Below are 21,247 nucleotides of genomic sequence, written 5' to 3'. Positions count from 1 at the left end.
TCATGACTGATAAAGAATTAGCACAACAAATTGTTAATTTAGTTGGTGGAAAAGATAATGTTAATAGTTTAATCCACTGCGTAACTAGATTAAGGTTCAAATTAAAAGATGAAAATATTGCCAAGACGGATGATATTAAAAATCTGGACGGTGTAATGACCGTAATTAAAAGTGGTGGCCAATATCAAGTAGTTATTGGTGATAAAGTTGCAGACATCTATGATCAAGTAATGCCTATATTAGGTTTAAAGGTCGATGAAAATCGTGCAAGTGCATCCACTAACGAAAAGAAAGAGAAGAAAAATATCTGGAATTCGTTGGTTGAATTACTATCATCCCTCTTCATGCCTGTTCTTGGACCTTTAGCCTCAGCTGGTATTCTAAAAGGTATTCTTGTTTTATGTACAGTTACAGGTCTTCTAACTGAAAAATCAGGCACCTACATGATTTTATATGCAGCTTCAGATGCCGTATTCTATTTCTTACCAATTGTTTTGGGCTTCTCTGCTGCTAAAGCTTTCAAAACAGATCCATTTCTTTCAGCTATTATTGGTGGTGCATTAGTTTACCCTACTATGGTGAGTGCATACAGTGCCGGCAAAGCTCTACATTTCATGGGAATTCCTGTTATTCTTATGAACTATACCCAAACATTAATTCCTATTGTTGCCGCTGTCTATTTACTCTCCATCGTTCAAAAGTATTTGAATAAGATTGTTCCAAAACAATTGAAGGGTATCTTTGTCCCATTATTATCACTAGTTATCGTTGTCCCACTATCATTTCTTATCGTTGGTCCAGTTACAAGTACTTTGAGTCAATGGTTAGCCGACGCAGTCTTATGGATTTATGGAGTCGCCCCAGTTATTGCTGGATTCCTACTAGCCGGTATTTGGCAATTAGCAGTTCTTTTGGGATTACACTGGGCATTCATTCCCATCTTCCTAAACAATATTGCTACAAAGGGATTTGATCCAATTAATGCTATGCTTTACTGTACCGTTTTCGGTCAAGTTGGTGCCGCTTTAGCTATGTCCATTAAAGCTAAAGACCCTAAATTTAAAGAATTATCTATTTCAGCAACAATTTCAGGATTCCTTGGAATTACAGAACCAATTATTTATGGCGTTACACTTCCACACAAGAAGTCATTCTTAATGGCTTCTATCGGTTCTGCTTTTGGTGGTGCTATTGCTGGATTCTCTGGTGCTAAAATGTTTGGTGGATTTGCATCAGGTGGTGTCTTTGGTATCCCAATGTTCATTGGTAACCATGGTATTAACTCCGCATTCATCGGTTTCCTAATTTCATTAGTAGTAGCATTCTCAATCGCATTAGTTTTAACATTGATTTTAGTTCCTAGTGTTAAACCAAGTAAAAAAGATACAAAAGAAACTACTGAAGTAACAGATTCTAATATTGAATCACCACTATCAGGTACAGTTATGCCACTCTCATCAGTAAATGATGAAGTATTTTCAAAAGGATTTATGGGCAAAGGTGTTGCCATTAGTCCTAGTCTCGGTGAGGTTTATGCCCCATTTGACGGAGAAGTCGTATCGGTATTTCCTACAAAACATGCTATCGGTTTAAAATCCAATTCCGGTGTAGAACTATTAATCCATATTGGTTTAGATACTGTTAATCTAAAAGGTAAACACTTTGATACAAAGATTAAGGCAGGAGACACTGTTAAAGCTGGTCAACTTCTGGAGAAGTTTGATTATGAGGCCATTCAAAAAGATGGTTATGATATCACTGTTCCAATCATCATCACCAACTCCAATGATTTTACAAATATAAGTATTCTAAAATCCAATCAAGCAATTGAACATGGTGATAATTTACTAAATGCTTCCAACCAGTCTAGCGATAATGTTATTCACGGCACCGTTACTAGTCATGCCTAATCTAAAACTATATGTATTTTTAATTTTATAACTAAAATAATCCCAATCCATTCCAATGGACTGAGATTATTTTTTTACTCGTTATCGCCTTTAGCTCTGAGAATTTCACCTAATGATGGTTGTTCCTTAGGATCAAGTTCATAACGTTTTGCGTATTCATCAATAACCTTTTGGTCATATAACTTAGGATCAACAGGAACGAAGCCTGTTCCAATTGGATCATTATGACGAATGAGTGCATTGACTACGATTGGTTTCTTGTTGCCTGCTTTTTGAAGAGCCATGATTTTATCAAAGACACTGTCAACTTGAGCAACAGTCGAAACTGTGAAACCTATTCCACCTAAACTTTCAGCTGCTTTAGCCCAATCAGCACCTTGCAGATCAACTCCAAAAATATGTTGTTTTGATTTGAACTGTTCATAATAAATGTAACCCAACATTTCATTGGTTAGCACAACATTGATTACTGGTAACTCATACTTAGCTTCAGTAATAATATCTTGCATGACCATTGAAAAGCCACCATCTCCGGAAATTGACCATGATTGTGCATCGGGAACACTCAAAGCTCCAGATAAACCGGCTGGCAAACCAAATCCCATTGTCGCAAACAATCCGGAAATAGCTAGTTTTTGATTCTTGTTCATTGGTAACCCCCTGACACTAAATTCAGTAACATTACCTGTATCAACGCCAAAAGTATCATTTGGACCTGAGATTTCAGTGATCTTCTTCATAATGGCTTCTGGATGCAAGCCATCACTGTCATCAGCGGCTAATTTATCCAACCATTTATCCCAATTTCTCTTATTTTCTCGGTTAGCTTCCAACCAATCCGTTGTAGGAATACTTTCGCCTGTGTCAATCATCCCTTGCAAGAACGTCTTAGCATCAGCAAAAACACCGTAGTCTGCATCGACTGTTTTACCAATATCAAAGAGATTATTGTTAACCGAAATAACTTTGATCTTCGATGACCAATATGAAGCAAATGGAAATTCTGAACCAATAAATAAAATTAAATCGGCATGGTCTAAAACTTCATAGCCTGGCTTATTGCCTAAGCGTCCGGATGTACCAATAAAGTTAGGATGATCGGTACTAATGACACCTGAAGAAATTGAAGTATTGAATACAGGAAGACTGAATTGTTCTGAGAACTTTGTCAATGTATCTCTTGCACCTAAAAGACCACGACCAGCATAAATGATTGGATGTTTAGCTTCTTTTATCATCTTCACGACCGTAGCAATTTGTTCTGGGTCGACGCTCTCAGCATACTTATGTCCCCTAATTGCTGGAGTCTTTCTTGGCTCGTAATCTATTTCTTCAGCTGTCAAATCCTCGGGAAGAATAACCACAGCTGGTCCTTTTTCTTCGTAAGCGGCACGAATTGCTTGATTAACAATATAAGGAATCTGTTCAGCAGTCGTTGCTGTACGGTTGTAGACTGACACATCCGCAAACATTGGATCTTCGTCCATCTCTTGGAAAGAAGCCCTATTCATCTTACCTTGTCCCACTTGTCCTACTAGAGCAAGTGTTGGAATGTGGTCTTGTCTAGCGTCATATAGGCCATTAAATAAATGAGTAGCACCAGGGCCTGCAGAACCAAATGATACTCCGATTTTGCCAGTAAATTTAGCGTCAGCGGAGGCAGCCATAGCACCGACCTCTTCGTGACGAACTTGAATGTATTTTACCTTGTCTCTTTCTAAGTACAACCCTTCAACAGTATGATTAATCGAACCTCCAGGAATACCGTAAACGTGATCTACACCCCAGTCTTCCAGAACCTTAATTAAAGCTTGTCCGGCTATCATTTTTGTCATAATTGAATCTCCTTTTCAAAGAATAATACTATTGCAAAAGTAATAATCTGATATTTATAGTCGAACTTCAAATAATCCAATTCTTCAAAAACGAAAATGCAACTACGTTTATTATTTAGTCAAAAAATTAATTTCTTAAGTTTTAAAAAGCAATAATAACTGTGACAGCAAATTCTGTCCTTACGCTGTACAAGATGATTTTATCGACAAACTAAATCACTTTTATAAATAAAACTGTTTGCATGAGACAAACCGTACAGTCATTTTAGGATAAAAAAGAAGCACCCATTAATAAAAATGGATGCTTCTTAATTTAGATAAATCCTAAGATTTTAATAACTACCATCGCTAGCACAATACTAATAATGGCATGGAACATAAACAAAATTGAAAAGGCTACGAAATAAATTGCTCCAGTCATCACAGCTGCTCTCAAATTGAACAAGTAAAGCACTGATCCTAAAACAATTAAAACGACGACCCAAGGCAAAATACCTTTATTAACAGTGATAAAATCATTCTTACTTAAATCATATCCCGTACTGGCAATCATGATCGTTAAAATTACATATATTAAGATCATCCACCACGAAGCATTGGCAAAACTGGATTTCATATTATCTAAAACAGAATCAAAAATAACACCAATGGATACTGATCTATTAACATTTAAACTCTGGATCAAAGTGCTAAAACTAAATTGTGCCCTCAATAAAAACTTTTGCAATAAATACAACGCTAACGAACACATATAATAAGGTGCCAAGCCAATAAAGAAATTTCCCAACATCTGGTAGACATTACGATCATTCCATCGATGGTCGACTGAACCTAATGAGCCTGACTGACGATAATCTAAATTCAATAGCTGAACTTTTGTTACTTGGTGTCCAAATAAATAGGCAAATATAGCATGTCCTAATTCATGAATAACGACACCCACTCCACCAACGACTAACTGGCTGCTGTTTCCTAAATTATTCACCAAGGTGATTTTAGAAAGATGTCCTAACCAAGAAGTTATTAGCGATGTTAAGTACGGAACTAAAGTAAAAATAGCTACGAAAATTAACACAAAATCAAAATAATTATTCCACAAAGCAATCTCTCCTTAGTGCAATTTTGTAAATTATATAACTATTTTACTTTTTCTGCCGTATTTAATCGGCGATTTGTATCATTCTTAAGTATTTGATAAATAGTTGCGGCGACTGGCACTCCCAAAAGCATTCCGACGATTCCACCAAGACCACCACCGACGGTAATCGAGGCCAAAACCCAAATCCCTGGTAAGCCAATTGACGTTCCAACGACTCTTGGATAAATTACGTTACTTTCAAATTGTTGCAAGACCAGTAAGAAGATGATAAAGAATATCGCCTCTATTGGAGATTTAACAGCAATCAATAAGAAACCAACGATTCCGCCTAACCAAGCTCCTAGAATTGGAATCAAGGCCGTGATACTGACGAAAGCTCCAACTGACAGTGCATAAGGAAATCTAAAAATCAGCATTCCTAATGAACAAAGACTTCCTAGAATAATCGCTTCAGTTACTTGCCCAGCGATAAAGTGGCTAAACATGTTGTCAGCAATTCCAATAACGTAGTTAACTCTCTTTAGATAACTTTCTTTCATGTAAGCATTAGCTAATTTTTTGAATTGACTAGCAAGCTTTTCTTTTGTAGCTAAAATATAAATAGCAAACGTTAAAGCCAAAATAAAGTTGACAAAACCCTTAGTAATTCCTGTAACTATCTTAAAGGTAGAACCAAAGACGCCACCTACCCCACTAGTTAGATACTTCATAACCCGACTCTGAATTGATGACCAATCAATATTGAGTGATTCCAATTGATCAGAGACAACTGAATTATGATTTATTTTTTCTAATAGCTTCGAAAGTCCGTCTACAAACGAAGGAATATTCTTGAAAAAGTCAGCCAAAGCGTTGAAAAATTGTGGCAACACCAAACGAAATACCCCTGTCATCACCAATGTAACAATAACCAGCGTACTCAAGATAACCAGTCCACGACGACTCTTTTGTAAAATTTTGATTTTGGTATTAGGAAAGAAATATTTTTCCAACTTAACACACAAAATATTCAAGACATACGCCATCACAGCACCCAGAATCAATGGCATAGCAATTCCAAATATCTTTAAAAGGATATTATAAATTTGAACTGGGTATATCAAGATAAACAGCGCTAGAACGATGATTATTCCATACTGAATCAACTTTTTTCGACTTAGATTCATAGAATACTCCTTATTTACTTAGTTTAACTAATATATCACAAAAGAGGATGTCATGGTATTTAGGTTATTCTTCACTAATGTTTGCGGTGGACGCAGCTATCATCAATATTAAAAGAGACGTCCATATCAACCAACATATATTGGTCATACAGACGTCTCTTTTTATTTAAAGCTTATTAGCTTGTACCCAACGCTTGATAACTTCGATTTCTTTCTTATTGCCATTAAACTCTGAGAAAACTAATGCCTTGTTGATGAAATCCTGCACCTTGTCATTGTTACCATTAACTCGACTCTCATTCATTGCCAACTGCGCATAAATTCGAGCAATATAATACGTAACATGATTCTCAGCACAAATTTTCACACCGTAATTTAACAACGTATTAGCCGTTTCCAAATCCTGTTTCTCCGAATAATAAATTGCACAATAGAAAATTATATTGATATAACGCCAAATTTTGCTTACATCATCAATTGACATTGTATAAATATTATTGAAGACCTTGCTGAAGTAGTATTCACTCTTCGAATCATCGCCTTGCTTGCCATAAACCATTCCCATACCTACATATGACAAGAAGGTAAAAATCGTTTCGCCCCGAATATCCAATTCGGACAAAATACGATTAAAATCAAATACGGCATCGAATAGATCGCCATCATCTAGCACGTTCAAATAACCTCTTAGATAATAATATTGCATTAAGAGGTTTTTATCATTGTTCAACATGTCCGGATCAATCTTCTTGATAATTGTCCAGGCATCATCGTATTCTTGAATAATCAAATTAAACTCTGCTTGACTCATCTCTTTAGCAACCTTTTTACTGCTGCTATCATTTACGCCAATAATGCTGTCTAAAGATAATCCAAGACGATTGCATAACTTAATTAGAATCTTCAATGATGGAATTTTACCATTATTCTCAAACTTACTTAAAGTTGCTTGAGTACAGATACCGTTGCTTAATTCTTTTTGTGAGAGACCTAATTCTTTTCTTCTATCAATAAACGCTTGAATATCCACGCCATCGCCCCTGTATAATAATTTTATATATAATTAATATAATTATATACCCTTATTTAAGGTGTGTCATTGCTATAAAGTTGTCATAATGTCTAGACCAACGTTAGCAATATTATTTTATATAATTGAATCCCTGATTAATCGTCAATTTTATTCCATATATATATTAAAAAGCTATTTAAAGCAAAAAAGACTGGAATTTCTTCCAATCTTTAAGTGATTTATTTATTTTTTAGATCATTAATGGAATTAATATTAGTCATATATGTTGGTACTGCTAATCCAACTTGAGCACCCTCTAAGTTAGCTCCAAGATCTTCAAACTTACCTTTGTAATCAGAATAGAACTTAGCTGATGTCTTAGGTAACCAAGCACTAACAGTCGCGTCAGCAGCTTTAGTAGAAATAGAAGCCCAAACTGGTTGCATTTCCATAGCTTGAATAGTTACTTTGTAACCTTGATTTCTCAATACTTGAGCAATCACATTAGTTGAAGCAATTTCAGAATCCCATGCAACATATGTGATTTTTAGCGACTTACCATTAACTTTCTTAACACCTTTAGTCCATTGTTGAACTAATTTCGGATTCTTCTTGATCCATTGTTTGGCAGCTTTATCTGGATCCATACCGCCATTGACCTTCAACATAACACTCGACATCTGTTTAGGTGTCCAATGGAAACGATCCAAAATAGTATATGCTTCGGGCTTATCCTTTTTCAAACCCTTACGAACGATGGTATTGATATGTTCTGCTTTACCATAAACGTTTTTAGGATCTTTTAAGAATTTCAATTTATACTTTGTAAACATCCAATGTGGTTGCCAACCGGTAATCACAATTGGTTGTTTATTTTTATATGCTTTATCCAAAGTACTAGTCATGGCTGAAGTTGAACTAGGTTGTAATTGCCAGTTCTTATTTTCCAAACCATAATCTTTTAAAGCTGTTTGGGTTGAAGCCATTACACCAGCACCGGCATCAATACCTGTAATAGTGTAATTAATTTGTTGGCCCAACTTTTCCTTACTATTGTACGGAGCTGTTTGGGAACTACATGCGGAAATAATTGGGATGATTAATATTGCTAACAAGAAAAGTTTAATAAACTTTTGTTTCTTCAAAAAATCCCTCCTAGTTCTTTCTGCGTGTTCTAGTTAATGATTGAGTTAATCTATCTAAGATGATAGCCAAGATAACAATAGCTAAACCTGCTGAGAAACCATTACCAGCATCATTTCTACCAACGGCGAAGTAAACTTTAGTACCAAGTCCCATAGCACCGATCATAGAAGCAATAACAACCATTGAAAGTGAAAGCATCATACTTTGGTTAACACCAGCCATTAAACTGGTTTTGGCAATTGGCAATTCAACCTTAAATAGTTTTTGCCATTCAGTTGATCCAAATGAATCAGCTGCTTCGATCAATTCATCAGGAACCTCACGAATACCCATATTTGTCATACGAACTGTTGGTGGCATAGCGAAAATAACTGAAGCTACGATACCAGGAACCATACCGATACCAAACAAGGCAACGGCTGGAATTAAGTAAACAAAGGCTGGCATTGTCTGCATGAAGTCAAGAACTGGCTTCAAAATAACTTCGGCAATGTGGCTTTTGGCCATCAAAATTCCTAGTGGAATACCAATAACTAACGCAATCAAACTTGAAGTTAATACTAAGGTTAATGTTTGCGTCATATCACGCCAATAATTCAAGTTCCAGATCAATAAGAGACCTAAGAATTCAAAAATCAGTAAGCCCCAATTTTGTTTATCTCGATTAACGTAATAAGTTAAAGCGATAACTAAAACAATAAAGAGCCAGATTGGAATAATATCGAATACCCATTGAAAGGCATTGTTAATTGATCCAATAAAGTTAGTGATGGCATTGAAGAAGCCAGTGAATTGTACTAACCAATCGACAAAGCCATCGATCCAATGTGCTAACGGAATTTGTGGAATACTACCTAATAAAAGACTATTCAAAATCGCTCACCTCATTTCCGGCTAAGGCACCTAGAACGGCACCACGAACGATAATTCCCTTCAATTGCTTCTTATCGTTGATAACGGCAAATGGAATACCTGTTTGCGAAATATCATCCATTAATTCAGAAATTGGTGTATCTTCTTCGGTTGTTGGAACTTTAGTTTGAATAATAGGTGTAATATCCCCTTTCTTCTCACGAACTAGTTTAATAACATCATTAGCATCGACTACGCCAAGTAATTTACGTTCATTGTTGACGATATAAGCAGTTGAAACTTCGTTAGCTTTCATCATCTTCAATGTCAAACGAGGACCGGCCTTTTCAATATTGATTGTCATAGGACGAATCATTACGTTTCCGGCAGTCAAGACCTTACTTCTATCAACATTTTCAATAAATTCTTCAACATATTCATTAGCAGGATGTGTCAAGATATCTTCCGGTGTACCTGTTTGAATAACTCGAGCATCCTTCATAATCATGATACGATCACCAATCTTTAAGGCTTCGTTCAAATCATGACTGATAAAGATAATTGTCTTATGCAATCTCTCTTGGATATCCAAAAGTTGATCTTGCATATCAGTTCTATTTAACGGATCAAGAGCTGAGAAAGCCTCATCCATTAATAGGATTTCTGGATCATTGGCTAAAGCACGGGCTAAACCGACACGTTGTTGCATACCACCTGACAATTGATCAGGATATTCTTCGTTATAACCAGTAATACCAACAGTTTCCAAGGCTTCTTTGGCTTTCTTTTCACGTGTATCTTTATCTACACCTTGAATTTCCAAGCCATATTCGGCATTTTCCAAAATTGTTCTATTAGGTAATAATCCAAAGTTTTGGAAAACCATACTCATTTTCTTACGGCGGACTTCACGAAGTTCTTTTTTATCCATCTTCATTAAGTTCTCGCCATCAATCAATACTTCCCCTTCAGTGGGGTCGATAAGACGATTGATCATTCTTACCAATGTTGACTTACCACTACCAGATAGACCCATAATAACGAAGATCTCGCCATTATAAATTTTAAAGTTTGCACGGTCTACACCAAGTGTGGCACCTGTTTCCTTGAGAATTTCCGATTTATCTTTACCTTGCCTACTTAGTTCTTTGGCCTTATTGATGTGTTTACCAAAGATCTTCGTCAAGTTTTTGACTTCTACTTTTGTACTCTTATTAGTACTCATTAAATCCCCCATTCTTGGAATTGAAATAAACATATTTTCCTATGCTCATTAATTAGAAATAAAAAAGCTATTATTTAACAAATAAATAACAGCGACCTTTATAACCCTAACAAATATTTCGAGCTTGTGCAAATATTTGAACCTTATGTAAGCCGTTTAAACAACTAAAAAGTCCCAATTTTCGGCATTTTCAAGTATCGTTCAACCTCAATTACCGTATAGGCTTAAGAGCTTTCACAAAGTCATCAGAAAAATTTATGAAAAAATAATCTAAAATTTTCATAATATTATTCTATTTTTTCATTGAACAAAAAGGATAGCACTTATATTTAAATTCAGTTCTTATTCGAGATTGGTTGTTGTTGTGAATTGCCGTCCTCCACAAAAATTGGGAATGCTGTTGGAACGCTATGGGCGCGATTCGGAGCTAATCATTTTACACTTCGTGCAAAATAATGGATCTCCGAAGTCGGCCTCATTGTAACCGGCAAAGCCGGTAACAATGATCTCATAGCTGAACGCATTCCCAATTTTTGCTCCGGACTAAAGAGTACTTCTATTATTTAATTCGAATATTTAGTTCGAAAAAAATGAAAGATGGTTAATTACATCTATTTTATTAATATTGGCGCTAAACAAATCCTTGTAAGAATTCAAACATTAACTAAAAATAGCTTCTATTAAGACATTCAAGTATATACTCATACCTTGAACACCTAATAGAAGCTGTTATTTTTATTCAGGAGTTAAAATTCCCATTTATCTATATTGGACCAATAAATTTCTAAAACTGCTTGCTAGGGTCTCTCTAAATGCATTTTGCTTTTTACATACTTCTCTGTTCCATCGGCTTTAGCTTGTCCATAGTACTTACATTTAAAATCAATCGTATTGAGTGTATTTTGCATAGCTTCCATTTGTTTCAAAACCGAAACACGTAGCTCTTGGAACATCTTATAGCGCTTATCCAAGCTAGCATCTCCCTCAAGAGTCCACTGCATGAATTGTTTAATGTCTCTAATTGGCATCCCTGCATTCTTTAAACATTCAATCATTTGTAATGAGCCAACGTTCTCATCTGTAAAACGTCTAACGCCAGCCTCATTTTTATTAAGATTCGGAATTAAGCCTTCCTTATCATAGTAACGAATTGTTGGTAAACTGAGTCCAAATTTTTCCGCTACTTCTCCGATTGAATAAGTAGTCTCCATCTCTTGCATAAAAAAACCTCCATATGCCTTTGACCTAAAGCTAAGTTTAGGTATTAGAATGATGTTACCATTAAAAACTTGAAAAACAAAAAAAGATGCAAAATTCTGCATCTTTTTATTTTGTAACGTTTTTAGTTTGTGCCCATTCATTGGTTAAGAAGTAATTATCCATCTTATACTGTGTATTCTTTGGATTTGCTTTCTTATCCTTATAATAGTCTTTTAAGTGGTGATCTAGCATCAACCAGCCACGCCAACCCATATGGATAGTATCTTCAGCGATATAGTTGGAATTTTTAACATTGGAAAGATCGACAATGTTATTGAAGCCTTGAGTTCTTAATTGATACTTGATCTTCTTATCGAAGTTAGTAATAGAACTCTTTGGCATTCCTGTATATTTAACCCAATGTGGATTAATTGGTTGAATAACAAACATTACTTCTACTTTATTTTGAGCAAACATATAAAGTAGTGCCTGAAAATCATTGTATTCTGGTGAGCTAGTATATTTTACGTGACAGTGAGTATTCTTATAAGTTCTAATTCTCTTTCTCAACTGACGTCTATAGAAAGAATCACCGATTTGCATATCATTATCACGTGAATTATTTTTCGCCATCTTAGTAGCTAATTTATTTAAATCTTTGTAATTGTAACTATCTGGTAACTTGGCTGAGGCATCGTCAATCATCTTTTCATGATCATTCATTGATAATGATCCGAAGAGGTTATCTTGACTTTGCAAGCTTGAACGTACGAATGTCTCAATATAGAAACGTTGGAAACTAGTAATCTGTTTACCTTCGGAAATACGTTCTAGAGCATCATCCTCGATGGGGCCTTTGCTGACTCCCAAATCAAGAATCCTTCCAGCAACATATTTGTTCATTGCTTTATCACCAGTGTTGGATTTCAATATGAAACCTGTCAATTGCAATGGTGATAGGAAATATTTGAAAGCATCAGCTTGTACACCGGATTTACTAAACCATTGTGGGGAAATAATGAATACGGCCTTATTTCCTGCAAGGTTGGACATTCCACCGACATTGATTGCTTGTGTCAATGAAGCAGTACCAGGATTACCTTGTAAAAATGGTTTATTCTTCCAATGATATTTTTGCGCCATGGAAGATGGATGGAACGGATCCATTCTAGAAAGCTCTGACGAACCAATAATAGGAATATAGTTTTCCTTCTCAGCAGCATTCTTCACGCTTTCACCCTTCAAAACACGGATGTCCAATGAAGTAGCGGCCTGTTTAACTTTTTGCGGTGTAACCGTCTTAAAGTTGATTGGCGCCCAGAGAAGGAGCAGTAAAGCAGCAATGGCAACTATAACAGGTCCAAAAATCATCCATAACTTTTTTTTCATAGTCTAGCCCAATTCTTGTACACGTTGAGCAATTTTATTAACTGTTGACCATTGTGAACGGTCGAATTCTGAAACTGGTACTTGGATGTCAAAGTCATCTTGGAGTGTTACTAGTACTTCTACCGTTGCCATTGAATCTAAAACACCATCTTTGAATAAATCTTGATCAGCATCTTGTCCAACATTATCTAAACCTGTAACATCTTGCAAAATACCTACAATTTTTTCTTTAATATCATCCATAATTAAAATTCTCCTTTATATTTAAACGAACCATAATTTATCTAAAATTCCTGAGAAAATCATAAAACTGAAACATACAATATTGAACGTTAAGAAGATAGCAAATGCTTCAGTAAACTTATTGCTTGGAATCTGTTTACGATGCTTCTTCTTATATCTTAGCCAAGCATCATTGGTAATCATTGCACCGGCATGGAAAATACCATAAACGATGTAGTACCAAGTTTCACCATGCCAGAATCCCATAATTAGGAATAAAGTAATATATCCGACATTGGCGATTGTGACACGATTCTTCAACCATTTGTGCTTGATCACGGTGAACATTAGACGCATGTAGATGAAATCACGGAACCAGAATGATAAAGTGATATGCCATCTATTCCAGAAATCCTTAATGTTATGGGATTTGAATGGAGCTCTAAAGTTCATCGGTGTCTTAACACCCATGAAATTACTGATTGCTACCGCAAAAAGTGAGTAACCAGCAAAGTCGAAGAACAAATACATACTATATACATACATGTAGGCTAACAGTGCCCAAGAAAGTCCTAACGGAGTTTCGCCTCTATATGATAGAGTCAAAACTTCAACTTTTGGTAATAACAATGTTCCAAAGAAATAACCGATGATAAACTTATACAACAAACCTTGCATCAATCTGTTAACACCAGTGTGCAAAAGTTCTACATATTCATCACGACTAGGAACATTATCAACATCTTTTTGGAAACGTCTGAATCTATCAATAGGTCCAGATGAGATGGTTGGGAAGAATAGTAAGAAACGAACGAATTCGTAAGGTTTAATATCCTTGATCACACCATCACGGATTTCCATAATTATTTCAACAGCCTTGAAAGTTAAATAACTAATACCCAAAAAGGCAAATAGTGAAATTGTTTGATTCTTAAGAAGTGGGTCTAGCTTTACGAAAACTAGTGGAATAATTGCCAAAACTACATAACCGGTAAAAATCCAGAAATTGTTGTGCTTCTTGCGATACGACAGATATGTGAAGACCAACAACATTTCGTAAAGAACGTAGAAGATCAGTGATATTCCTTGTGACATATTGCCACCAAAGAACGTTATTATTAAGATAACAACCGTTGCGAAGAAATCATAAACTCTGAAACGTTTACCGAACCACAATCCGATCATGATCGGTAACAAGAGCAACATTAAATAGATAAAATAATGAGGACTACTGTAAGGTGTAATGTTATTCATTAATTTGACCTATTAAAGTCTTTCTATCAATTTTTCCATTTTTACTAATAGGTAGTTGCTCTACGAATTTCAAAACGTTAGGAATCATGTATTCCATTGTCGTTTCTCTCAAGGAATCTTTAATATCAGAATTTAAATCATTCGCATCGTTGTCTTTAAATTCATCTTCCAAGACGATACAAGCAATCATCTTACTTACTTGTTTCTTATTGTTGTACAAAGGAACGGTACATGATTGCTTGACTTGCATCAAGTTACCAAGCATTGAATCCACTTCTTCTAATTCAATTCTGTAACCATGCATCTTGATTTGGAAATCGGTTCTACCATGATAGAACAATAAGCCATCATCGGCTTCACTGACCATATCGCCAGTGTGATAGAACATCTTGCCGTCAATTTCTTCAAAAGCTTTTTCAGTTTGTGTAGGATTATTGAGATAACCCTTTGAAACATCTGGACCGCTGACTAGTAATTCACCCGTCATAAGACCAGTTTTTTCATCAACCGCACCGAGAATCTGATGGTCCATATTTGACTTCAAATAACCAATTGGTAAACGGTCGAATTTCTCTAAAGCATCTTGATCAATCTTAATTGATGTAATAGCAACTGTATTTTCTGTTGGACCATAAGTGTTATAAAGTTCAGCACTAGGGAATTTCTTCAACAACTTCTTAGCAGTTGCGTGAGTTAATTCTTCACCACAGAAGATAAATTTGTTCAATTGTGGCATGTGTTCTTCATCAAATCCTCTAAATAGTAGACACATTTCGAAGAATGATGGTGTTGAAACCCAAGTATTGAAATCTGAATTAAGAATAGCTTCTTGCAACTTACCAAAGTTTTGAGTTGTATTCTTGTCAACTACATTCAATGTAGCGCCATTTATCAAGCCTGGGTAGATATCAAAGACTGATAAATCGAATGAGAATGGTGCTTGCAACAACATGTTCATCTTGTCTGAATAATTAAATTCTTTTTCAGCCCATTGAACAAAATCTAGAATGTTGTTCGTACTAATTTGTACACCCTTAGGAGTACCTGTTGTTCCTGAAGTAAAAATGATATAGAAGTTATCATCTGGACCAACGCTGAGGTTGTTGTCATAGATGTTATTTTCTGAAGTTAATACTTCAGAAAGTTCAGCCTTACTTACTTGTGGAGTATCAACTCCAAAATCAGTAACATCACTCCAGTTAAGAATCAAAGAAGGCTTTGCAACTGAATTGATTTGAACAATTCGTTGTGGATCTGATCCATCATCGACTGGGATATAAGCATGTCCCGCTTTGATTGAGCCTAAGAACATTACTAACATTTCAAATTGTTGTCCACCGTAGACGATCAATGGACTTTTTGCAGGTAAGAATTTTTCTTGAATAAAACTTGCTACACGATCTGACTCCTGCATAAGTTCTTGATATGTGTGTGTTTCTGACCCATTCTTGTAGCAAACTTTGTTAGGGTTTTGTAATGCGACGGTGGTTATTTTTTCAATGATTTTATTCATTAATATTACCTTCTCCCGTTAAAATTCGTTATAAATAAATTTGGCACTACCAACACCGTTATATCCATATATGTATAAAAGCACTAAGAAAATAGCAAAAAATACGACTGTTTTAATGACAAAAACCGTTGCTGGCTTTTTTAGAAAAACAAGTAGACTATTTTTCATAACTAACACCTCGTTAAAAAAGAGTTTGCTTTATGCGAAAACTATCTAACCATTCTATATAAATGGTGTCAAACTAGAAAATTAATTAAAATAATTGATTATTTTTATTTCTATATCATTTGTATAAACATTATAATAAAATCTTCCATATCATAAGTAGGCTTTTTTTATAAAATGATTTATTGCTTTTTGACCAATCGCAACGCCGACATAGGATTGATTAATTATCTGTTTAAACAAATTTATTATAATTGAATTAACATTGACTTTCCACAATATACGCTTCGTAATCGGTAAGCTTTTTCACAACAAATTAGTCCTTTTATGATTAATAAATTATGATTTCAAATTGCTTTACCGTTTTTCATTATGAACAACCCAAATCAAAAGTAAATAAATCATCGCCACAATTACTAAAGTGTTAGTCTCATGTGACATTTTTGTAAGATAATGCGCTTACAATACAACGATATATTTTTTAGTTTATTTACATGAAATAACAAAAATCACAATTCTCATATTTGTTTATTCGGGTATTTTTGAAAACAAAAAATAGCATCCACTTAAAAATTCTTTATACGTAATTTTATACGTACCATAAATTTTCTAAGTAGATGCTATTTATATTTTTTACCAACTAGCTTTTCTAACGCCTGGGATCTTACCTTCATGAGCTAAACGACGAAAGTTCAACCGAGACATCCCAAACTTTCTGAGATATGCGTGTGGACGTCCGTCTATCTTATCCCTTGAGTGCAACCTAACTGGTGAAGCATCTCGAGGCAACAAGCTTAAAGCTTTATAATTATGTTCAGCTTTTAATTTCTTACGTAAGGGCGCATAATACGCGACCGTCATTTGTAATCTTTTTTCACGTTCAATTTTAGCTTTACGAGCCATATTAACCTAACCTCTTTTTTAAAAATGTTAGGAAGTCATTACTGATGATTTCTCGAAACGTATGGACTTACACTTGCCCACTACGTCACTTCCAAAGTATCAGCAATTACATAGCTTTTCAAATGCTTTGCTTAAAATCAACGTAAGCACCAATCAAATTAGCATCATTACGATACTTACATGCTTTGATGACTGGCATAAATGGAGCAATCTCCACTTTGTCCAGTATTACTTGAATCTCTTTTTCAATGTTAGGTATCAAAGTTTCAGACTGTGATATGCCTCCACCCAACACGATCATTTCTGGATCAAAGCCATATTGTAAATTATAAATTGCTACAGCCAAATGATGATACAAATCTTGAGCATACTCTTGAGCCAACTTGTCACCATTCTTAGCTAAGTCAAAAATATCCTTACCAGAATAGTTAGTTCCATTGGCGTCATTGTAACGTTTGGCTAATGAAACAGCTGTACCAACATTACTTAACGTCTTGTAGCCTTCAGCAATGGTGTAACCAAATTCACCACCGAATAAATGCTTACCATGATGAACGTGACCATCCATAATTACTGAGCCACCAACACCAGTTCCGATAACGATGAAGATCAAATTCTTTAGACCCTTAGCTACTCCTCGATCCATTTCAGCTAGTGCCGCACAGTTGGCATCATTTTCCATACTTACTGGCAAGCCAAAGCGTTTTTCCAATTCGTCTTGTATCTTAAAATTATGAATGTAAGGCAACGCACTGGCACCCTCAATAACACCAGTTTCCTTATTCACAGCTCCAGGAGTACTCATCCCCACTCCGGCCAATTCATGGTTAGCTTTATAGTTGTCGATCACCTTTGTTAGGCCTGCATAGTAGCCAGCAAGATCTTTAGGTGTATCAAAAGCACCTTTCTCAACTAATTGGTCTTTTTGACTATCCCATAGTCCATATTTAATACTAGTACCACCAACATCAATTAAAGCAACATCTTTCATTTCTATCTCTCCCAGTGCAATCGTTTTCATTTAATACTTCTAGACTACCATAGATATAGACAAAACGTTCAACAGCGTTAAAAATAACATTTTTTTGTTATATAATGATGTTTAAACATAAAAAAAGACTATTTATAATTTCTAAGTAGAATAATCTTTATTTTTATTCATAATCATTTTTCAATTTAGATAAAAAACATTTATAAATTTAGATACAAACCGTATGGCTTCTTTTGATAAACTCTAAGTATGAAATAGATTCATATTAATATAGTTAGGGGGTTAGCTAATGAAATTACTTAAAAATATTGTTCGCGTATTAGCTTTGGCTAGTCTTAGCTTGCCTTTAACTCCCCTAACAACTGCTAAGGCTGCCGAAGCTACCCCTATTACCGTAAGCAGTACTGATCCTTCTACTGAAGCAGCTAGTGATGGTACTATAACTGATTCTAAGACCTCTACTGTTAATGTAACAGTTCTTTCAGGTATCTTGACACTTGATGCTGTACCTGATTTCAATTTTGGTAACATTTCCTTAGGATCTACGGTTAAGTTAAAGAGTAATGTAGCAACTGGCTCCGCAGAGGATGGTAACAGCAAGGGCCTTCTTCAAGTCACTGATTCACGTAATTTAACAGCCAAGGAAGATATCCCTGGCTTCACTTTGACTGCAAAAATGAGTCCATTAGTTAGTCAAGATAGTCAAACATCTCTCGATGCTATTCTTGACTTGAACCCAGTACCTTTATTAGACGCTGATAACAATAACGTATCCAGCAGCTCTTCAAATCTTTTCACTAAATCAGCTTCATTGGATTCTTCCAAAACTGGTACTACTTCAACGGTTATAAATTTAGATAAGGGGGCATACAATCCTGGTGTTGTTAAAGCTAACTTCAATACACCCGATTCCGCAAGCATGACTCTTCCTAAAGATTCGAATATCAATTACGACAAGTCTTCTAAAGATATGAATGCAGTAGTAACTTGGACTTTAACCGCAAAACCAACTGTAACAACTAATTAAAATTTCGAATACAAAAAAATAGCGATGGTAATCTTCTTTGATTACTATCGCTATTTTTTATTTAGAATCCATTGTCAGCACTGACTTTAGCATACCAGTGTCCTGATTTTTTCAAGGTCTTCGTTTGTGTATGGATATCATCACGAATCAAACCATATCGATTACGATAGGCGTTCTTCCATGACCAACAATCAATCGCCGTCCAAACAAAGTAACCGTGACAATTAGAACCCGCCTCGATACCCTTATGCAATTGAACCAAATGATCATGAATAAAATTAATTCGATAATCGTCTTGAATAACGCCATCTTTCATGAAACGTTCTTCTCTTGAAACACCCATACCATTTTCGGAAACGAACCATGGAATATTTTTATAGTTATCACGAATATTAATTGCAATATCGTAAAGCGTCTGTGGATAAATTTCCCAACCTTTATCGACATTCATAACACGACCTGGCATCTCATAATTGTCGAAGTAAATATCTGGCATCCAATCTTGCAAGCTCTTTGGCGAAACACTAGGTCTCTTAACCCGTTCAGGATGATAAAAGTTAACTCCTAAAACATCGACCGTATTATCGGCAATCAGTTTCAACTCTTCTGGAGTGCTTTGGAACAACACCCCTGCTTCATCTAATATCTGCACTAACTCTTCTGGAAAATGTCCTAAAACAGCAGGGTCCAAGAACATATTGTCATCCCACATAGTAGCAAACTTAGCTGCTTTAACATCTTCAGGATCATTAGAGGCCGGATAAGCCGGCGTTAAATTCAAAATTGTACCAATCTTAGCATCTGAATTGTTAGCTTTCTTCCATGCCCTGAATCTCTTAATGGCTTTCGCAGAAGCCAAATTCAAATTATAGGCAACCTGAACTGAAGCGGGACCATCAACTTTTAGTGGATAGTGGAATTGATACAAATATTCACCATCCAAAATAACTTTAGGTTCATTGAATGTAAACCAGTTCTTCACTCTATCACCAAATAGTTCAAAACATTTTTCGGCATAGTCGGCGAACAAATCAGTCACATGTTTTGACTCCCAACCGCCAAATTCTTGATAGAGCTGAATTGGTAAATCAAAATGGAACAAATTGATATATGGCTCAATTCCGTTTTCAATCAAACAGTTAATGACATTGTTATAGAAATCAACGCCATCAGGATCGACCTCACCAGTATCCAAATCTTTGATCAAACGTGTCCATTGAATCGAAGTTCTTAAAGCTTTGATACCAGCTTTAGCCATTAACGGAATATCTTTTTGATAATCATTGTAAAAGTTAGAGGCCTCATCAGGGCCAACACCTTCGTAGAAATCATCCGGTTTCTTTTCAAACCAATAGTCAAAAACATTTTGATTAGGCTTGTGAAAGTTACCTTCCGATTGTGGACCTGAAGTAGCTGCTCCCCAGGCAAAATCATCTGGAAATTTTATCATTTAAGCATTCTCCTTTGGATATGTTTGAGCAAAATCCACTGCTGCACCACGCAGATTAGCTTCATCAGTGTACTTGCAAGGTACGATTTTTGGTTTGATCGAAGCAATTTTAACAACTTTACGAATCTTTTCGATTTCCTTATCAACTTCGGGAATCAGATGTGAATTATTCGACACTGCTCCCCCCAGAACAATCAATTCGGGATCAAAACTATATTGCAAGTTATAGATTCCCTTGGCTAAGGAGTAATACATCGTCTGTACTTCTTTTTGTGCGCGTGCATCTCCGTGATCAGCCAAATCGAATACTTCTTTACCGCTGTAATTCGTAACCGGTTTGGAATTGGCATTGTATCTTTGAGCTACACCAACTGACGTAGCCAAATTGCTCAATGTATTTTCATCATCAACTAAAGTAAAGCCAAACTCACCACCGAATAAATGTGCACCGTGCCAAATTTGATGATTAATAATTACTGAACCACCAACTCCGGTACCAATAATTAAAAACAACAAACTCGAAACATCCTTACCCGCACCTGAATCCAATTCAGCTAAGGCTGCACAGTTGGCGTCATTTTCCATGCTAACTGGTAAACCGAAACGTTCACTCAAAGCTTGTTGAATCTCAAAATTGTGGATATAAGGGATGGCGGAAGCACCTTCAACTACACCGGTCTTCTTATTCACGGCACCTGGTGAACTGATACCAACACCAACAATTTGATACTGATTTTTCATCAAATCCACTTTAGTTGTTAAAGCCTGATAAAACTCATCAAGCGTTTGTGGCGTTTTAACTGGTTCTAGTTTCTCTAGTTGACCATCTTTCATTACCGCAAACTTGATAGATGTTCCACCAATATCAATCAAACCTAGATTACTCAT

At 35.6% G+C, this 21,247-nt stretch carries 19 protein-coding genes; 2 read left to right on the top strand and 17 right to left on the bottom strand.

All coding sequences use genetic code 11. The features are described 5' to 3' along the window. The first annotated feature begins 2 nt into the window (after positions 1–2). Positions 3–1,910, top strand: a complete 1,908-nt coding sequence (locus tag U8526_RS05690) for a beta-glucoside-specific PTS transporter subunit IIABC (protein ID WP_334340995.1) — start codon at positions 3–5, stop codon at positions 1,908–1,910. A 74-nt stretch (positions 1,911–1,984) separates the two neighbouring features. Here U8526_RS05690 and U8526_RS05685 read toward each other — a convergent pair whose 3' ends face one another. The 15 genes from U8526_RS05685 to U8526_RS05615 form a co-directional block, all read right to left on the bottom strand. Beyond that, positions 1,985–3,745, bottom strand: coding sequence for a thiamine pyrophosphate-binding protein (locus U8526_RS05685; protein ID WP_334340994.1), 1,761 nt, complete (start codon positions 3,743–3,745; stop codon positions 1,985–1,987). A 313-nt stretch (positions 3,746–4,058) separates the two neighbouring features. Continuing rightward, positions 4,059–4,844, bottom strand: coding sequence for a hypothetical protein (locus U8526_RS05680; protein WP_334340993.1), 786 nt, complete (start codon positions 4,842–4,844; stop codon positions 4,059–4,061). A gap of 38 nt (positions 4,845–4,882) precedes the next feature. Beyond that, entirely contained in the window at positions 4,883–6,010 is a 1,128-nt protein-coding gene (locus U8526_RS05675) for an AI-2E family transporter (protein ID WP_334340992.1), read from the bottom strand. Positions 6,011–6,176: 166 nt separating this feature from the next. Continuing rightward, a complete protein-coding gene (locus tag U8526_RS05670) occupies positions 6,177–7,040 on the bottom strand; it encodes a helix-turn-helix domain-containing protein (protein ID WP_334340991.1) in 864 nt (287 codons plus the stop codon). 221 nt (positions 7,041–7,261) lie between these two features. Further along, entirely contained in the window at positions 7,262–8,167 is a 906-nt protein-coding gene (locus U8526_RS05665) for a glycine betaine ABC transporter substrate-binding protein (protein WP_334340990.1), read from the bottom strand. A 10-nt stretch (positions 8,168–8,177) separates the two neighbouring features. Next, on the bottom strand, positions 8,178–9,041 hold the full coding sequence (locus U8526_RS05660) for an ABC transporter permease (RefSeq protein WP_334340989.1): 864 nt from the start codon (positions 9,039–9,041) through the stop codon (positions 8,178–8,180). Next, positions 9,034–10,245 (bottom strand): quaternary amine ABC transporter ATP-binding protein, encoded by a 1,212-nt coding sequence (locus U8526_RS05655; RefSeq protein WP_442886200.1) that lies wholly within the window; start codon positions 10,243–10,245, stop codon positions 9,034–9,036. The genes U8526_RS05660 and U8526_RS05655 overlap by 8 nt, the downstream gene beginning before the upstream one ends. Before the next feature lie 797 nt (positions 10,246–11,042). After that, complete coding sequence (locus U8526_RS05650) at positions 11,043–11,456, bottom strand: MerR family transcriptional regulator (RefSeq protein ID WP_334341145.1); 414 nt, start codon at positions 11,454–11,456, stop codon at positions 11,043–11,045. Between the two features lie 115 nt (positions 11,457–11,571). Continuing rightward, positions 11,572–12,834, bottom strand: a complete 1,263-nt coding sequence (dltD, locus tag U8526_RS05645; protein ID WP_334340988.1) for a D-alanyl-lipoteichoic acid biosynthesis protein DltD — start codon at positions 12,832–12,834, stop codon at positions 11,572–11,574. A 3-nt stretch (positions 12,835–12,837) separates the two neighbouring features. Further along, positions 12,838–13,077, bottom strand: coding sequence for a D-alanine--poly(phosphoribitol) ligase subunit DltC (dltC, locus tag U8526_RS05640; RefSeq protein ID WP_442886199.1), 240 nt, complete (start codon positions 13,075–13,077; stop codon positions 12,838–12,840). Positions 13,078–13,098: 21 nt separating this feature from the next. Further along, positions 13,099–14,310, bottom strand: a complete 1,212-nt coding sequence (gene dltB, locus U8526_RS05635; protein ID WP_334340987.1) for a D-alanyl-lipoteichoic acid biosynthesis protein DltB — start codon at positions 14,308–14,310, stop codon at positions 13,099–13,101. Beyond that, positions 14,303–15,823 carry a D-alanine--poly(phosphoribitol) ligase subunit DltA gene (gene dltA / locus U8526_RS05630; RefSeq protein WP_334340986.1) on the bottom strand — a complete coding sequence of 507 codons (1,521 nt, stop codon included), beginning with the start codon at positions 15,821–15,823 and terminating at the stop codon, positions 14,303–14,305. The genes dltB and dltA overlap by 8 nt, the downstream gene beginning before the upstream one ends. A gap of 18 nt (positions 15,824–15,841) precedes the next feature. Further along, positions 15,842–15,991: a teichoic acid D-Ala incorporation-associated protein DltX gene (locus tag U8526_RS05625; protein ID WP_025085928.1), complete on the bottom strand. Its 150-nt coding sequence runs from the start codon at positions 15,989–15,991 to the stop codon at positions 15,842–15,844. Between the two features lie 630 nt (positions 15,992–16,621). Continuing rightward, positions 16,622–16,891: a 30S ribosomal protein S14 gene (gene rpsN / locus U8526_RS05620; RefSeq protein ID WP_334340985.1), complete on the bottom strand. Its 270-nt coding sequence runs from the start codon at positions 16,889–16,891 to the stop codon at positions 16,622–16,624. 118 nt (positions 16,892–17,009) lie between these two features. Next, on the bottom strand, positions 17,010–17,882 hold the full coding sequence (locus tag U8526_RS05615; RefSeq protein WP_334340984.1) for an ROK family protein: 873 nt from the start codon (positions 17,880–17,882) through the stop codon (positions 17,010–17,012). 289 nt (positions 17,883–18,171) lie between these two features. On the opposite strand from U8526_RS05615, the gene U8526_RS05610 reads away from it, so the two are divergent. Next, entirely contained in the window at positions 18,172–18,909 is a 738-nt protein-coding gene (locus U8526_RS05610) for a WxL domain-containing protein (protein ID WP_334340983.1), read from the top strand. A 61-nt stretch (positions 18,910–18,970) separates the two neighbouring features. Here U8526_RS05610 and U8526_RS05605 read toward each other — a convergent pair whose 3' ends face one another. Then, entirely contained in the window at positions 18,971–20,359 is a 1,389-nt protein-coding gene (locus U8526_RS05605) for a glycoside hydrolase family 1 protein (protein ID WP_334340982.1), read from the bottom strand. After that, positions 20,360–21,247 carry an ROK family protein gene (locus U8526_RS05600; RefSeq protein ID WP_334340981.1) on the bottom strand — a complete coding sequence of 296 codons (888 nt, stop codon included), beginning with the start codon at positions 21,245–21,247 and terminating at the stop codon, positions 20,360–20,362.

The sequence above is a fragment of the Companilactobacillus sp. HBUAS56275 genome (genome assembly GCF_036913655.1).
Lineage (GTDB): Bacteria > Bacillota > Bacilli > Lactobacillales > Lactobacillaceae > Companilactobacillus > Companilactobacillus pullicola.
Note: the sequence above shows the minus strand (reverse complement) of the source record. Positions and strands in the feature narration are given on the sequence as shown.

Bases quoted from the DNA above. Each gene is read 5' to 3' on its own strand.
- U8526_RS05690 (WP_334340995.1), top strand. From the start codon at position 3: ATGACTGATAAAGAATTAGCACAACAAATTGTTAATTTAGTTGGTGGA.
- U8526_RS05685 (WP_334340994.1), bottom strand. From the start codon at position 3,745: ATGACAAAAATGATAGCCGGACAAGCTTTAATTAAGGTTCTGGAAGAC.
- U8526_RS05675 (WP_334340992.1), bottom strand. From the start codon at position 6,010: ATGAATCTAAGTCGAAAAAAGTTGATTCAGTATGGAATAATCATCGTT.
- U8526_RS05655 (WP_442886200.1), bottom strand. From the start codon at position 10,245: ATGAGTACTAATAAGAGTACAAAAGTAGAAGTCAAAAACTTGACGAAG.
- U8526_RS05650 (WP_334341145.1), bottom strand. From the start codon at position 11,456: ATGGAGACTACTTATTCAATCGGAGAAGTAGCGGAAAAATTTGGACTC.
- dltD (WP_334340988.1), bottom strand. From the start codon at position 12,834: ATGAAAAAAAAGTTATGGATGATTTTTGGACCTGTTATAGTTGCCATT.
- dltC (WP_442886199.1), bottom strand. From the start codon at position 13,077: ATGGATGATATTAAAGAAAAAATTGTAGGTATTTTGCAAGATGTTACA.
- dltB (WP_334340987.1), bottom strand. From the start codon at position 14,310: ATGAATAACATTACACCTTACAGTAGTCCTCATTATTTTATCTATTTA.
- dltA (WP_334340986.1), bottom strand. From the start codon at position 15,823: ATGAATAAAATCATTGAAAAAATAACCACCGTCGCATTACAAAACCCT.
- U8526_RS05625 (WP_025085928.1), bottom strand. From the start codon at position 15,991: ATGAAAAATAGTCTACTTGTTTTTCTAAAAAAGCCAGCAACGGTTTTT.
- rpsN (WP_334340985.1), bottom strand. From the start codon at position 16,891: ATGGCTCGTAAAGCTAAAATTGAACGTGAAAAAAGATTACAAATGACG.
- U8526_RS05615 (WP_334340984.1), bottom strand. From the start codon at position 17,882: ATGAAAGATGTTGCTTTAATTGATGTTGGTGGTACTAGTATTAAATAT.
- U8526_RS05610 (WP_334340983.1), top strand. From the start codon at position 18,172: ATGAAATTACTTAAAAATATTGTTCGCGTATTAGCTTTGGCTAGTCTT.
- U8526_RS05605 (WP_334340982.1), bottom strand. From the start codon at position 20,359: ATGATAAAATTTCCAGATGATTTTGCCTGGGGAGCAGCTACTTCAGGT.
- U8526_RS05600 (WP_334340981.1), bottom strand. From the start codon at position 21,247: ATGAGTAATCTAGGTTTGATTGATATTGGTGGAACATCTATCAAGTTT.